Source organism: Pectobacterium fontis (genome assembly GCF_000803215.1).
Classification (GTDB): Bacteria; Pseudomonadota; Gammaproteobacteria; order Enterobacterales; family Enterobacteriaceae; genus Pectobacterium; species Pectobacterium fontis.
On sequence record NZ_JSXC01000058.1, the window covers coordinates 12,922 to 27,390 of the forward strand.

Annotated in this window: 13 protein-coding genes; 7 read left to right on the forward strand and 6 right to left on the reverse strand. The window is 53.6% G+C overall.

Annotated elements, in window-relative coordinates:
• Nucleotides 1–128: 128 nt before the first annotated feature.
• The gene (gene pepD / locus OI69_RS17695; protein WP_039353570.1) at nucleotides 129–1,589 is read left to right on the forward strand and encodes a beta-Ala-His dipeptidase; all 1,461 of its coding nucleotides are present in this window, start codon (nucleotides 129–131) and stop codon (nucleotides 1,587–1,589) included.
• Between the two features lie 58 nt (nucleotides 1,590–1,647).
• On the opposite strand, the gene dinB is transcribed toward pepD, so the two are convergent.
• Both dinB and OI69_RS17705 read right to left on the reverse strand, forming a co-directional pair.
• Complete coding sequence (gene dinB, locus OI69_RS17700) at nucleotides 1,648–2,706, reverse strand: DNA polymerase IV (RefSeq protein WP_039353573.1); 1,059 nt, start codon at nucleotides 2,704–2,706, stop codon at nucleotides 1,648–1,650.
• 75 nt (nucleotides 2,707–2,781) lie between these two features.
• A complete protein-coding gene (locus tag OI69_RS17705) occupies nucleotides 2,782–3,582 on the reverse strand; it encodes a helix-turn-helix transcriptional regulator (RefSeq protein ID WP_039353577.1) in 801 nt (266 codons plus the stop codon).
• Between the two features lie 231 nt (nucleotides 3,583–3,813).
• Here OI69_RS17705 and OI69_RS17710 point away from each other — a divergent pair, with 231 nt between their 5' ends.
• The gene (locus OI69_RS17710; protein ID WP_039353600.1) at nucleotides 3,814–4,584 is read left to right on the forward strand and encodes a class I SAM-dependent methyltransferase; all 771 of its coding nucleotides are present in this window, start codon (nucleotides 3,814–3,816) and stop codon (nucleotides 4,582–4,584) included.
• A 257-nt stretch (nucleotides 4,585–4,841) separates the two neighbouring features.
• The gene (gene dpaA / locus OI69_RS17715; protein ID WP_039353580.1) at nucleotides 4,842–5,576 is read left to right on the forward strand and encodes a peptidoglycan meso-diaminopimelic acid protein amidase; all 735 of its coding nucleotides are present in this window, start codon (nucleotides 4,842–4,844) and stop codon (nucleotides 5,574–5,576) included.
• On the opposite strand, the gene OI69_RS17720 is transcribed toward dpaA, so the two are convergent.
• Together OI69_RS17720 and lpcA are read right to left on the reverse strand one after the other, a co-directional pair.
• Complete coding sequence (locus tag OI69_RS17720) at nucleotides 5,547–6,314, reverse strand: class II glutamine amidotransferase (protein ID WP_039353583.1); 768 nt, start codon at nucleotides 6,312–6,314, stop codon at nucleotides 5,547–5,549. The two genes, dpaA and OI69_RS17720, sit on opposite strands and share 30 nt — an antisense overlap.
• Nucleotides 6,315–6,362: 48 nt before the next feature.
• Nucleotides 6,363–6,944 carry a D-sedoheptulose 7-phosphate isomerase gene (gene lpcA / locus OI69_RS17725; RefSeq protein WP_039288486.1) on the reverse strand — a complete coding sequence of 194 codons (582 nt, stop codon included), beginning with the start codon at nucleotides 6,942–6,944 and terminating at the stop codon, nucleotides 6,363–6,365.
• Between the two features lie 348 nt (nucleotides 6,945–7,292).
• Here lpcA and fadE point away from each other — a divergent pair, with 348 nt between their 5' ends.
• Entirely contained in the window at nucleotides 7,293–9,740 is a 2,448-nt protein-coding gene (gene fadE / locus OI69_RS17730; protein ID WP_039353585.1) for an acyl-CoA dehydrogenase FadE, read from the forward strand.
• A 97-nt stretch (nucleotides 9,741–9,837) separates the two neighbouring features.
• A complete protein-coding gene (gene yajD, locus OI69_RS17735; protein WP_039353588.1) occupies nucleotides 9,838–10,188 on the forward strand; it encodes an HNH nuclease YajD in 351 nt (116 codons plus the stop codon).
• A gap of 58 nt (nucleotides 10,189–10,246) precedes the next feature.
• On the opposite strand, the gene mtnK is transcribed toward yajD, so the two are convergent.
• A complete protein-coding gene (gene mtnK / locus OI69_RS17740; RefSeq protein WP_039353591.1) occupies nucleotides 10,247–11,449 on the reverse strand; it encodes an S-methyl-5-thioribose kinase in 1,203 nt (400 codons plus the stop codon).
• Nucleotides 11,450–11,584: 135 nt separating this feature from the next.
• Here mtnK and mtnA point away from each other — a divergent pair, with 135 nt between their 5' ends.
• Together mtnA and OI69_RS19525 are read left to right on the forward strand one after the other, a co-directional pair.
• The gene (mtnA, locus tag OI69_RS17745; RefSeq protein WP_039353594.1) at nucleotides 11,585–12,613 is read left to right on the forward strand and encodes an S-methyl-5-thioribose-1-phosphate isomerase; all 1,029 of its coding nucleotides are present in this window, start codon (nucleotides 11,585–11,587) and stop codon (nucleotides 12,611–12,613) included.
• Between the two features lie 116 nt (nucleotides 12,614–12,729).
• The gene (locus OI69_RS19525) at nucleotides 12,730–12,870 is read left to right on the forward strand and encodes a SymE family type I addiction module toxin (RefSeq protein WP_235319722.1); all 141 of its coding nucleotides are present in this window, start codon (nucleotides 12,730–12,732) and stop codon (nucleotides 12,868–12,870) included.
• Nucleotides 12,871–12,933: 63 nt separating this feature from the next.
• Here the strand turns inward: OI69_RS19525 and OI69_RS17750 are convergent, their stop codons facing one another.
• Nucleotides 12,934–13,305 carry a hypothetical protein gene (locus tag OI69_RS17750; protein WP_052198398.1) on the reverse strand — a complete coding sequence of 124 codons (372 nt, stop codon included), beginning with the start codon at nucleotides 13,303–13,305 and terminating at the stop codon, nucleotides 12,934–12,936.
• Nucleotides 13,306–14,469 lie beyond the last annotated feature (1,164 nt).

Consider the following 14,469-nt stretch of genomic DNA (forward strand, 5'->3'; position numbering starts at 1 on the left):
CCCCAGTGCCGATGGAAAATGATATTCTGTTATGACACGCCATGTTACGTGGCTCATTACGTTCAACTTTTAACCTGTCGCCCCTGTACGCCAGAATGCGAATGCGGGGGCGAAAAGGAGACTACATAGTGTCTGAATTGTCTCAACTTTCTCCCCAGCCTCTGTGGGATATTTTCGCCAAAATCTGTTCTATCCCACACCCGTCTTACCATGAAGAAGCGCTGGCCGCGCACATACTGGAATGGGCTAAAGAGAAAGGCATTCATGCCGAGCGCGATCAGGTCGGTAATATTCTGCTGCGCAAAGCGGCAACGGCGGGCATGGAAAATCGCAAACCTGTGGTATTACAGGCACATCTGGACATGGTGCCGCAAAAAAACAACGACACCGTACACGATTTCACCACCGATCCGATCCAACCTTATGTTGACGGTGAATGGCTGAAAGCACGCGGCACCACACTGGGTGCGGATAACGGTATCGGTATGGCCTCTGCGCTGGCCGTGTTGGCCGATCCACGCGTCGAGCACGGCCCGCTGGAAGTGCTGCTGACGATGACGGAAGAAGCGGGTATGGATGGCGCGTTTGGCCTGCAACCAAACTGGCTTCAGGGCGAAATCCTGATCAATACCGACTCGGAAGAAGAAGGCGAAATCTACATGGGTTGCGCCGGTGGTATTGATTTCATCACCCGTCTGCCGCTGGTGCGCGAAGTACCGCCCGCGGGCTACCAAACGGTGAAGCTGACGATTAAAGGGTTGAAAGGCGGTCATTCCGGTTGCGATATCCATTTGGGATTGGGCAACGCCAACAAGCTGCTGGCGCGTTTCCTGTTCGAGCAGGCGAAAGCACTGGATATCCGTATTCTCGATCTCAATGGCGGAACGCTGCGCAATGCGATTCCGCGTGAAGCCTTCGCGACGCTGTCTCTGCCTGCCGCAAACGTCGAGCAGTTGAAAACGCTGAGCCTGGAGTATCTGGCGGTGCTGAAGAATGAACTGGCTGCCGTTGAGAAAAACCTGACCGTGCTGGTGGAAGCCAGCGACAGCAATGATCACCCGCTGACGCAGGACAGCCGCGATCGCCTGTTAGCGCTGCTCAACGCGACGCCGAACGGCGTGATCCGCATGAGCGACGAGGTCAAAGGCGTGGTGGAAACGTCGCTGAACCTTGGCGTTGTCACGATGGAAAACGATCGCGCAGAAATTATCTGCCTGATCCGTTCGCTGATCGACAGCGGTAAAGACGCCGTTGTGGGTACGCTGACAGCGCTAGGTCAACTGGCTGGCGCGCAAACATCACCCAAAGGTGGCTACCCAGGCTGGCAGCCAGATGCGCATTCGCCGGTCATGGCACTGGTGCGCGAAACGTATCAGAAGCTGTTCAACAAGACGCCGAACATCATGGTGATTCATGCTGGTCTGGAGTGTGGTCTGTTCAAAAAGCCGTACCCGAACATGGATATGGTTTCCATCGGGCCGACCATTACCGGGCCGCACTCGCCAGATGAACAGGTGCATATCGGCAGCGTCGATCTGTACTGGAAATTGCTGACAGCACTACTGAAAGCGATTCCGCCACGCGCGTAATCATGCCGTGATAAAAAGGCGACGAAGATCCGTCGCCTTTTTTATCAACCCAACCGCTTTATCCCCAATCCAATACCAGTTGCCGCTCAATCTGTGGATCAAGCAACGTCACATGCAGCCCCACCAGCCGCACACCTCTGGATTGACGCCGCTCCTGCCAGGTTTGTCGGGCGATCTTCAAGAGATCCTGTTTATTCAACACTGGCCACACATGCTCCTGCGTGGTTTGCTGAAAATCATCAAACTTGAGCTTTACCCCCTGACGCGCAATATGCAGATCGGGCTTCACCCGCTTCAGCCGGATTTCCAGTTCCTGATAAAGCTGTTCGATCAGATTTTCACACTGTTTCCAGTCGTGAATATCCTGCGCCAGCGTCTTCTCCACACCAACTGACTTTCTCAGCCGATCGGGTGAAATCCGTCGCTCATCAATCCCCTGACACCGTTCCCACAGCACACGCCCAAACTTGCCGAACGCTTTTAGCAAATCCGCCAGTGCATAAAGCCGCACATCCGCACAGGTGCGCAGACCGCGCTCTTCGAGACGTTTTGCCGTCACTTTCCCGACGCCGGGGATCTTCTCCAGCGGCAACGTCAGCAGGAAATCATCCACCTGATCCGGCGCGATCACATATTGTCCATTCGGCTTATTTAACTCAGAGGCAATCTTCGCCAGAAATTTGATTGGCGCAACCCCGGCTGAGGCCGTCAGATTCAGCTCATGCGCGATGGTTCGGCGGATTTCTTCGGCAATGCGCGTCGCCGAACCGTTGCAGTGTGGACTATCGGTTACATCCAGATAGGCTTCATCCAGAGAAAGCGGCTCGATCAGCGAGGTGTAGCGGGCGAAAATAGCGCGGATTTGGCGCGAGGTGGACTTATATACCTCCATGCGTCCGGGTAACAAGGTGAGGTGTGGACACAAGCGCAAAGCGGTTGCCGTCGCCATCGCGCTACGGACGCCGTAGCGTCGGGCAGGATAGTTAGCGGTGCTGATCACACCACGCCGATCGGCGCTCCCACCAATCGCCAGAGGAATATCACGCAGGCGCGGGTTATCACGCATCTCAATTGCGGCGTAGAAGCAGTCCATATCAACATGAATGATTTTGCGCATACCACCCTCCCATGATACTGTATAAATATACAGATTAAAATTAGGATGGACAAGCCTGCGCGATACGTGCGGCGTTTACTGCTCGATCAGCATCACCAGCTTAATTTCGCCATGTCCGGCAGGATGGAAAGTCTGTTGATGGTAGGCCACATCCCCCAACAAAGGATGGTGGAAACGTCGTTCACCGCCTTCACGAGCGGTTACCGCCTGCTGCGACCACCAAAGAGCAAACTCACGGCTTTCTTTACACAGCGCCATCACAACGTGCCGGACAGCCTCGGTAGACGCGTAGTGACTGGATTCCGCACGAAACTCCGCCACCACCCGTTTTGCTCGTTCCGGCCACTCCACCACCAATGAACGTGCCAATGGATTAAGAAACATGAAGTGCAGCAGGTTCGGTTCAGGATCGTTTTCTAACCATCCGGCAAACAGTTGTTCCGATGGCGCATTCCACGCCAGCATATTCCAGCAACCATCCAACAAATACGCAGGGCAAGTAATGTGATGCAGGCTGGCGACAACGTTTGCATCCAGCGGTATTGTCCTATTTTGCTTCTGGGGATCCTTCACGTCAGCAAGGCTAAAAAGATAGTCACGCTCAGCAGGCTCCAGCTTTAACGCCAGCGATAAGCGGGTAAGTGCCGAGGCGGAAGCCGACACCTCGCGCCCCTGTTCAAGCCAGGTATACCATGTAGTGCTGATGCGGGCGATTTGCGCCAGTTCCTCGCGACGTAATCCGCTGGTACGTCGTCGCCCGGATGCAGGCAGTCCGACCACCTCCGGCGATGTACGCTCACGTAGCGCTCGTAAAAAGGCTCCCAGCGCTTTTGGGCCACTCAGAGAATTGCCAGACATAAACGAATTTGCAGACATCAGTAAGGTGTCCTTTTTATCCCGTTCACTCAGGTAACTTGAGATGACATCAGCATGAGCGAAAGAGGTGTTAAGCAAACAGGGAGTATTTTATACCCGTATAAATGCTCATATTGTACCCGTATTTTCTCCTCATTATAGTGTTCTCAGACCGACGTCTTCTTGAGTGGCTGGCGCGCCGCCTTTTAACCATGATGAATCAAAAACAACTCAGGTAAAGCGAGAGCAATGATGACAGAAAAACAGAATCATAATCAGCGCATCGAACACCAGTTCGGTTCACAGGCACAAAACTATTTAACCAGCGCGGTACATGCACAAGGCGAGGATTTAACCCGACTGGCCACGTTATTAGCGCCGTTCCCGCAAGCGCATGTGATCGACGTTGGCTGCGGTGCCGGGCATGCCAGTTTCGTCGCCGCGCAGGCCGTCGCAGAGGTGGTCGCCTATGACCTGTCTTCCCAAATGTTAGAGGTCGTCAGTCAGGCTGCGACACAAAAAGGGCTGAAGAATATCCGTGTACAGCAAGGCGTAGCCGAGTCTTTACCGTTCGACAACGGCAGTGCAGACATCCTCATCAGCCGTTATTCCGCTCACCACTGGCATGATGTTGGGCAAGCGTTACGGGAAATGCGGCGCGTCCTGAAACCGGGTGGGCGCGTTATCATGATGGATGTCGTGTCGCCCGGTCATCCGCTGCTGGACAGCTATTTGCAAACGGTAGAGAAGTTGCGCGACACCTCGCACGTACGCAATTACGCGCCCGGCGAATGGTTAAGTCTGTTGGCGGAAGCGGGGTTCATCGTGCGTAACGTGACCAGCGACAGACTGACGCTGGAGTTCAGTAGTTGGATCGCACGGATGCGTACGCCAGAACATTTCACTGTGGCGATTCGTGAACTGCAAAAAACGCTGCCGGACGAGGTTGTGCAGCATTTTGAGGTACAGGCAGACGGTTCCTTCGTCACCGACATTATGATGATCGAAGCGACCCGAGCCTAAGGCGTTTTCCCCCGCAATAAAGACCTCAAATTTGAGCGGCCTGCATCCTTTCGGGCCGTTTTTTGTAAATGTTATTTCTTAGCGCTTTTCAACGCTTGATTAATATGAAACCAGTGATAATGTGATTTCGTTTTCGTCGTTACTTATTCAGCGACGCAATATATATCGATAACGGCTGTTCCAACACTTTCGCTAAAACACCAGTAGCGCGATGCGGATGCCGTGTGTAGTAGGCAATTTTATTATCAGGAACCATAATGCAAAAAATCGCGCTGTCGTTTGCGATGTTGTTTTTTTTGCCTTCTCTTGTTGTTACCAGCGCCGCCAGCGAGACCTCCCCGCCGCTCGCGCCGATAGCAAAAGAATTAAAACAGCAATTATTAGGCTCTCCGATCTATATTCAGATCTTTAAAGAAGAGCGAATATTCGAACTTTATGCGAAAGTCGGTAACGAATATCGTTTATTGGAACACTATCCGATCTGTAAATATTCGGGCGGTTTAGGGCCAAAACGCGTTGAAGGCGATTTAAAAAGCCCGGAAGGTTTCTATCAGGTCGATCTGCATCAGCTCAAGCCAGACAGTCACTATTACCGGGCGATCAATATCGGTTTTCCCAACGAGTATGATAAATCACAGGGATATTCTGGCCGCTATTTAATGATCCACGGCGAATGTGTGTCGGTTGGCTGCTATGCCATGACCAACACCTACATGGATGAGATTTATCGCTATGCTGAAGCGGCATTACGCAACGGGCAAGCGAAGATTGATATCGCTATCTACCCGTTCCGTATGACGGAACAGAACATGCAACGCCACCGTAATTCCACTTACGCCAGCTTCTGGAAACAGCTTCAGCCGGGGTATGCCTATTTTAATCACCACAATCAGCCGCCAGCCATCACGGTGTTTAACGGGCAATACGTCGTTAACCCACCGTTGATGACCAGCCAGCCGACGTTAAAGTATGCGCTCGCCGAAACAAAATAGAACGAATTCGCCTGGCATGATCTGATGCCAGGTTTCGTTGCCCGTTAGCGGCTGCGTCGCCAGCACGGTGACGACATCATTCGGTGTCGTCTGCTGCTGAAAATCAATCTCCACATCCTGATCCAACAGCGTCGCTTTCCCAAACGGCGCGCGACGGGTGATCCAGTAGAGTTTGGTTGAGCAGTACCCCATCACAAAGCGCCCATCCGACAGCAGCATATTAAACACGCCTTTCTCCCGCAAGACATCCGCCTGTTTGGCGATATAGCGGAATACCGCAGGCCAGTTGCCCGGCGTGCGCGGATAGCGTTCAGACAGTTGGGAGAGCAGCCAACAGAACGCAAACTCGCTGTCCGTCTGGCCGACAGGGCGAAACATGCCCGTTTTCAGGGAATGGTAGCCTTTCAGTTGACCATTGTGGGCGAACGTCCAGTTTCTCCCCCACAGTTCACGGGTAAAAGGATGGGTATTTTCCAGCGCCACTGCACCACGATTCGCCTGGCGGATGTGTGAAACCACCGCACACGATTTGATAGGGTAATCCTGTACCAGTCGGGCAATTGGTGAGCTGTAGCTTGGCAGCGGATCTTTAAACGTACGACAGCCGTTCCCTTCATAAAAGGTAATTCCCCAGCCATCCCGGTGCGGCCCGGTATTCCCACCGCGCTGTATCAGCCCGGTAAAACTAAAGCAGATATCCGTCGGTACATTCGCGCTCATCCCCAGCAGTTCACACATCTTACTTTTTACCCTTCCCCATCATTTATTAGGGTTTATCCATGCGGCTTACTGAGCCGCCATCTCTTTTTCAATCAACTGAATCAGGATATGGATCGCTTTGATATGGATCTCCTGAATGCGGTCAGCATAACCGAAGTGCGGAACACGAATTTCCACGTCGGCTGAACCTGCCATTTTGCCGCCATCTTTCCCGGTCAGCGTAATGACTTTCATGCCTTTCGCTTTCGCCGCAGCAATCGCTTTAATGATATTGCCGGAATTACCTGAAGTAGAAATCCCCAGCAGCACATCACCTTCACGCCCCAGCGACTCGACGTAACGAGAGAAGACAAAATCGTAGCCAAAATCATTACTGACGCAGGACAGGTGGCTCGGATCAGAGATCGCAATGGCGGGGTAGCCTGGACGATTTTCACGGTAGCGCCCTGTCAGTTCTTCAGCAAAATGCATGGCATCGCAGTGTGAGCCACCATTACCACAGGAGATCACTTTACCACCCGCTTTAAAAGCATTAGCCAACAGCACCGCAGCATTTTGAATCGACTGAATATTCGCATCATCACTCAAAAAATTATTCAGTGTTTCTGCCGCTTCTTTCAGTTCACTACGGATTAAATCCTGATACATGGAATCCTCTCATTTTGTCTGGTGACAGTATCATCTTCTGCCGTGCAGTGTAGCGGATCGGGCAAACAGCGAGAAGCGCCTAATGACGGGATCGCTAGGATCGCTGACGTCCGTCAGAAAATACGCGACTGCCACTTGGTTTGTGAAGTAAGTTGTAATTATGATGTAAACAAATTGATAAAAATAATCAGATAAACTACAACAAATATAAACAACAGGTCAGACCTCTTATCACTTTGACCTGGTACGCCTTATTTCGCTGATGAACGTGGCCGTCGCTTTCCACGCTATGCAACATGCGGTGGAGGGGGAAGCCCTCTCATTCAATCACAATGCTGGAGACACGTTATGGTTGCTGTCAGTATCCTTCTCCTACTGATTATCATCGGAGCGATGTTTTACCATCGGCTCAGTTTGCTGCTCGGTAGCGCCCTCCTGCTGGCCTACTTTGCCGCTATGTCTGCCATGCTGCTGTGGCCCGTCTGGCTGATGGTGCCACTCGTGATTCTGCTGATTCCAATTACGGTTCCCGCCTTGCGGCAAAGGCTGGTTTCCGCGTCTGCACTGCGCATGTTCCAGAAGGTCATGCCGCCGATGTCAAACACGGAAAAAGAGGCGATCGATGCCGGAACCACCTGGTGGGAAGGTGACCTGTTTCGCGGCACGCCGGACTGGCAAAAACTGCATCATTACCCACGCCCACAGTTAACCGCCGAAGAACAGGCGTTTATCGACGGGCCGGTCGCGGAAGCCTGCCGGATGGCAAATGATTTTGAGATCACCCACGAACGCGCCGATATTCCACCGGAACTGTGGGAATACTTAAAAGAACACCGCTTCTTCGCGATGATCATCAAAAAACAATACGGCGGGCTGGAATTCTCTGCCTATGCGCAGGCGCAGGTGCTGCAAAAGCTGGCGGGCGTTTCCAGTATTGTCGCAATCACCGTGGGCGTGCCTAACTCGCTCGGCCCCGGTGAACTGCTGCAACACTACGGCACGGAAGCACAAAAAGATCACTACCTGCCACGTCTGGCACGCGGTCAGGAAGTCCCTTGTTTTGCGCTGACCAGCCCGGAAGCGGGTTCCGATGCGGGGTCGATTCCTGATACCGGTATTATTTGCTATGGCAACTGGCACGGCGAGCAAGTTCTGGGGATGCGCCTGACCTGGAACAAACGCTACATCACGCTCGCGCCAGTCGCCACCGTGCTGGGACTGGCGTTTAAGCTGTACGATCCCGATCATCTGTTAGGCGATGAAGACGACATCGGCATTACCTGTGCGTTAATTCCGACGGATACCGATGGCGTTAAAATCGGCCGCCGCCATTTCCCGCTGAACGTACCGTTCCAAAATGGCCCGACGCAGGGGGAAAACATTTTTGTCCCGCTCGATTACATCATCGGCGGCGCGAAAATGGCGGGTCAGGGCTGGCGGATGCTGATGGAGTGTCTGTCGGTTGGGCGCGGTATTACTTTGCCGTCCAACTCTACGGGCGGGCTGAAATCGATTGCTCTCGGCATCGGTGCTTACGCCCACATCCGCCGCCAGTTCAAAATTTCTATTGGTAAGATGGAAGGTATCGAGGAACCGCTGGCACGCATCGCGGGGAATGCTTATGTCATGGACGCCGCCGCGACATTAGTTACCAGCGGCATCATGCTCGGCGAAAAACCAGCGGTGCTTTCCGCTATCGTCAAATATCACTGTACTCATCGCGGCCAGCGCAGCGTAATGGACGCGATGGATATCGCCGGGGGGAAAGGCATCTGCCTTGGCCCGTCGAATTTTCTGGCGCGCAGCTATCAGGGCGCACCGATCGCGATCACTGTGGAAGGGGCCAATATCCTGACGCGCAGTATGATCATATTCGGGCAAGGCGCTATTCGCTGTCACCCGTATGTGTTGGAAGAGATGGCGGCCGCGCAGGAAAATAATGTATCGCGCTTTGACCGTGCGCTGGTCGGGCACATCGGCCATGTCGCCAGCAATCAGGTGCGCAGCTTCTGGCTTGGGCTAACCAACGGTCGTCTGAGTCGCGCCCCGGTGAACGACAAAACACGTCACTATTACCAGCAGCTCAACCGACTCAGCGCCAATCTGGCGTTGCTGGCGGATGTGTCGATGGCGGTGCTGGGCGGCAGCCTGAAGCGTCGTGAACGTATCTCGGCGCGTCTCGGGGATATTCTCAGCCAGCTCTATCTGGCTTCCGCCACGCTGAAACGCTACGAGGACGAAGGGCGTCAAAAAGCGGATTTACCGCTGGTGCACTGGGGCGTGCAGGACAGTCTGCACCAGGCCGAGCAAGCGCTGGACGATCTGCTGCGCAACTTCCCGAATCGCGCCGTAGCTGGGCTGCTGACGTTCATCATCTTCCCGCTGGGTTTGCGCTGCGCTGCGCCGTCTGACCGCCTCGACCATGAGGTCGCGAAGATTCTGCAAACGCCGTCGGAAACCCGTAGCCGTCTGGGGCGCGGCCAATATCTGGTCGCCAGCGAACACAACCCTGTCGGGCTGCTGGAAGAAGCACTTCTGGATATCATCGCCGCCGAGCCGATTTATCAACGTCTGGCGAAAGCCAGCGATAAACCGCTACCGTTCATGCGGCTGGATCAGTTGGCCGAACAGGCGCTGGTGGAGGGCCAGATTACCGCAGAAGAAGCGACTATCCTGACCAAAGCCGAAGCCAGCCGATTGCGTTCTATCAACGTGGATGACTTTGCGCCCGACGCACTGGCCGCCAACAAACCTGCGCCAATCACGCAGCCAGAAAGAAAAACCGAAACCGCATAAATAAAATCAGGCCGCCAATATGGCGGCCTGTTCTTTCTTTTAGATACTCATCAGTTGTAAAATCACATCATCTTTCCTTCTGAATGAAACCTGACACATGGCTTACATCCCCAAGAACTACGCCAGACTCGAAAGTGGCTACCGCGAAAAAGCGCTCAAACTTTTCCCGTGGGTATGTGGTCGCTGTTCACGCGAATTCGTCTATTCCAACCTGCGTGAATTAACCGTTCACCATATCGATCACGATCACAGCAATAACCCGGAAGACGGCAGTAACTGGGAAATGCTGTGCCTCTACTGCCACGATCATGAGCATTCAAAATATACCGAGGCAGATATCTACGGTTCGACCGTCGTTGCAGGTGAAGATGCGCAGAAGGATGTTGGGGTTGCCACCCATAATCCGTTCGCGAATTTGCAGGCGATGATGAATAAAGGGAAGAAATAGCCTGTTGCCGCTCCCATGCGGTACGCAATGGGAGCGAATACGTGCAGAGTACGGCTAATCAGGCACCGCTTTGTCGCACACGCGCCAGCAGCGCATCGACATCCGCAATATGCGGTGCCGCCAGCACTAACGTTCTGCCAAGTGAGATCGCCTGGCGCTGGCACGCTAAACGTGCTTCCGTTTCCTGAATGCTCTCCAGATCGGTAACATGCGCCAGCCCAATCGTGCGACGAATCAGTTCGGTTCCGCAATAGCCTACGGTATCCAACCACACCTGCTCTAAAAACAGTGCGGCATAGCCCGATTCCGCCAGTGACGGATCGCGGCTTTCACTTTCGCTCAACGCCAGAAAACGGGCGGAAAATGTCTGCCACAGCGTACGAATATCTTCCAGACGTCGCTCACGCCCGACCGCCGCCTCACGCGGTGCCAGTAGCCCCGGCAGGCCGCAATAGTTCAATAGTAAGTTACCGATGGCCGTACCAACATCAAAGCCTATCGGCCCATAGAAACCAAATTCAGCGTCAATGGCCTTCAGGCGCCCTTCTGCCACAAAGATCGACCCGCTGTGGATATCACCGTGCAGCAGCGCCTCGGCTTTACTCAGAAAGCGATGTTTCAATCCGGCAACCGCCAGCTTCAGGGCTTTATCGTCACGTAATGCCTGTACATCCGGCGTCAGCGCCGCATCAAACTGGTTTCTTTCGTGATCGACATAAGGGTCGGTAAAGAAAAGATCTTCGGTAATCTGACATAATTCAGGGTTGGTGAACTGGCTGACCGCCGCTTTCTTCTCATGCGGATGTTGATGAAAATCAGACGTATGGAATAACGTCTGCGCCAGATATTCTCCCAGTTGTGCCGCCGCCAGAGGATAATCCGCTCCCTTAACCAGCTCGCTACGCCAGATTCGATGATCGGAGAGATCTTCCTGCACCATCACCGCCAGTTCAGGATCGTGGTACAGCACGGTCACGGTATGTTGTGGACAAAAACGCGCGTGCGTCAGCAGCGTTTCGGCTTCGATACGGGCGCGATCGAGCGTCAACGGCCAGGATTCCCCAACGCAGCGCACATAGGGCAACGCCTGTTTGACAATCACCCGGCTGACGCCCGTTTCATCTTTAATTTTAAACACCAGATTCAGATTGCCATCGCCGATCTCTTCTGCGTCTACCAGCGTCTGCGGCTGACTCACGCCGCCATACTGGCGGGCATACTCAACAGCGTCATCCGCCGTAAAAGTGCGGTAAAGTGACATTCCAACCCCTCGCTATTCTGAAATCAAAGCTATTCTAAAACCAAAGATACGGACATAAAAACGTTCAGACGTCTATACATCTATCAGGCATCTTGGCAGAATACGAATATCGATGCAACATGGATTTAACGACCTATGCAGACACTTAACACAACCAGCCTGAAAATCGTTGATAACCAACTGTGGATCCTCGATCAACAGGCGCTGCCGCAAGAAAAACGCTGGCGTCCTTGCCCGGATGTCGCCTCACTGGTTGAGCATATCCAGACGCTACGGGTACGCGGCGCGCCGCTGATTGGCCTGTCTGCCAGCCTGCTGCTCGCGCTGCTGGCGGAGGAAGGATTATCGCAAACCGAACTGGCACAGGCACTAGAGACGCTGCGGGCATCGCGCCCTACCGCCGTGAACCTGATGAACAACCTGGATCGCATGAAGCTGGCACTAGCCCAGCCGCAGTTTGTCACTGCGCTGGGGCAGGAAGCGCTCAGGTTGGTGGCAGAAGATCGCGCACTGTGTGAAAGCATCGCCGATCGTGGCGCAGCGCTGGTGAAGCCAAACAGCCGCTTGCTGACTCACTGCAACACCGGTGGGCTGGCAACGGCGGGGATCGGTACTGCCATCGGCGTGCTCCTGCGCGCCCATCAACAGGGAAACGTCGCGCAGGTGTGGGTCGATGAAACCCGCCCACTTTTGCAAGGTGGACGCCTCACGGCCTGGGAACTGGGCGAACTGGGCATTCCTTATCAACTGATTTGTGATTCGATGGCCGCCAGCCTGATGGCGCAAGGTCAAGTCGATGCCATCTGGGTCGGTGCCGATCGTATTGCCGCCAACGGCGATGTCGCCAACAAGATCGGCACCTACAGCCTCGCCGTGCTGGCACACTATCACCAGATTCCATTTTACGTCGCCGCACCACACACCACGCACGATCCTGCGTGCCCGGATGGACGGTCAATCCCTATCGAACAACGCGCCGCCGCCGAAGTGACTGGCGTTTCCGGCAGCTTCGGCCACTGTCAGTGGGCACCGCAGAACGCCACCGTCTACAATCCGGCGTTTGACGTCACCCCCGCCGCCTTAATCAGCGGCTGGGTGCTCGACACGGGCGTGGTCACGCCACAGGAAGTTAAAGAAGGGATATTCCAGAACGCATTGAAATAACGGAAAATTAAAGTATTTCAAAGAGCGTCAGGATACGCTGCACGGATGCGGCAAAACCAGCACAATAGTTCTTTCAGCCAATATGCCAATCGCTGGCCATCTGTTAAATCATTTCTTTGATAGTACACGGTAAGCCCACCCCGCCCTCCGCCATCAACCTGAAAGGCCGCTGGCTCGAAGAGTCGGGTTTTATCACCAGGATGATTGTGACGGTGGAAAGGGGCAGAATTATTATTGAGACGCAGATTAATTTTTAGCGATTGTTCAGACCATAAAATTAAAAAAGCCGGAAGGATCGTGAGATCGCCTCCGGCTTTTATTTATTTTATTTTAACTCCCCAAGATGAACTATCGAAGACATTAATTATCGCAAAACAATTAGTTAAATTATCAACATCAACATCCTCATATGATAATAGATCAGGACTAGCCACTATAAAAAATGTCTTTATATCATCTAGATGATTAGCTAATAGTTTCACTTCATCCCACGTCATTTCTAGTCCGTATTCTTTCGATAAAACCAACTCTTCAAAGTCAGGCATAGACAAGCCATACAATGCACAACCTATCGCATCGATTTCATACAGATACCAATTCCAATTGTTATCAGGGATTTTTTTTATTAGATCATTTAGCTGCAACTTAATATTTTCGTGAGAAAACATTTTACCCATTTCAACTCTCATCATGGATACTCCAGTGGCTTAGCTGGCCCATGTTGAAGTGTTCCTCCAGTCGGGTTAGGGATAAAATCATGCTGGTGAGGATTAGGGTGATTACCTGGGCGACCATGATCTGTAAAATCTATATCTCTCTTAGGTACAAGTTTTCCATTGTCATCGTATCCCCATTCCCTACCTTGAAGATAATCACCTTTCCTACCCTTCTTCATTCCCAACTGAGTATGAGGAGCATCAACATCAGGGACAGGATTCCCATGTTTGTCTCTGGGTAAGGATCTATTTTTATAAGACTCGTCAGTTTTATCTTTCCCGCCTTCTTTCGGCGTCAACCCCAACGGGTCAACCCACTCCAGCGGATTATGAACATAACCCTGAGGCCTTATCCCCCCACCCAGCCCTATCGGGTCATAGGGACGATCCTGACACGGTCGTACTTTTTAGCGCACTTAACCTATTGATGCAACGTGCTTTTTAAGTCACGTTTTTCGCCAGTTTAACACCGCCTTAACCCCAACACCCCGACGCGCACTTTTAGCCCCGGACACGCTACCGCCACGCCGTAGCTTTCCTTGCTTGCACCGCCACATCATAGCAGCGGCGTCAGCCGCTGCCATTAGTCGTTGTGTTAATGAACCGGGTTTTATCGCGGCGCGAGCCGTTCCGCAGCTTGCCTGTGGGACGGTGAAGCGTCTGCCGGGTGCGGGCTGGCGAGGCCCGCAAGACAAAACGTTAAGCGGGGAGGCCCCCGGCGGGGGCCGCACGGGGCGGAGATGGCGAGCACGGGAACGAGCAAGGAGCCTGCGACTGCGAGCCGGGCGCAGCCAGTGCAGCGGGGTTGGGGCGGGGGCGAGGTGAAGCCCTTCAGCGCCGTGACGAAGGAGCGGCTTCTGCCTTGGGGTTGATGTTGGCCGAGGATTGACGCCGGAGCTTCCGCCGCCAGGGAAGGCGGCCACACCGTTGGCGCTGAAGAGCGTGTGCCGCTGCCGATAGCAGAGGGCGAAGCCCTGTGCGCCACACCGCGCCCAGGAGCCGAACCCCGGCGGCCAGCCGCACAACGTTGTTGAAGCAGCCCGCAGCGCGCCCTTGCGCTAGACGGCGCCGACATAATGTGTGTTGCGCGTTGGCCGCGTTCAGCGGCTTTCGCGTAATGCCACATTATGTTGAATGACG

Coding starts and splice junctions, on each gene's coding strand:
- OI69_RS17710 (WP_039353600.1), top strand. CDS start 3,814: ATGACAGAAAAACAGAATCATAATCAGCGCATCGAACACCAGTTCGGT.
- dinB (WP_039353573.1), bottom strand. CDS start 2,706: ATGCGCAAAATCATTCATGTTGATATGGACTGCTTCTACGCCGCAATT.
- lpcA (WP_039288486.1), bottom strand. CDS start 6,944: ATGTATCAGGATTTAATCCGTAGTGAACTGAAAGAAGCGGCAGAAACA.
- fadE (WP_039353585.1), top strand. CDS start 7,293: ATGGTTGCTGTCAGTATCCTTCTCCTACTGATTATCATCGGAGCGATG.
- dpaA (WP_039353580.1), top strand. CDS start 4,842: ATGCAAAAAATCGCGCTGTCGTTTGCGATGTTGTTTTTTTTGCCTTCT.
- yajD (WP_039353588.1), top strand. CDS start 9,838: ATGGCTTACATCCCCAAGAACTACGCCAGACTCGAAAGTGGCTACCGC.
- OI69_RS17705 (WP_039353577.1), bottom strand. CDS start 3,582: ATGTCTGCAAATTCGTTTATGTCTGGCAATTCTCTGAGTGGCCCAAAA.
- mtnK (WP_039353591.1), bottom strand. CDS start 11,449: ATGTCACTTTACCGCACTTTTACGGCGGATGACGCTGTTGAGTATGCC.
- OI69_RS17750 (WP_052198398.1), bottom strand. CDS start 13,305: ATGATGAGAGTTGAAATGGGTAAAATGTTTTCTCACGAAAATATTAAG.
- OI69_RS17720 (WP_039353583.1), bottom strand. CDS start 6,314: ATGTGTGAACTGCTGGGGATGAGCGCGAATGTACCGACGGATATCTGC.
- mtnA (WP_039353594.1), top strand. CDS start 11,585: ATGCAGACACTTAACACAACCAGCCTGAAAATCGTTGATAACCAACTG.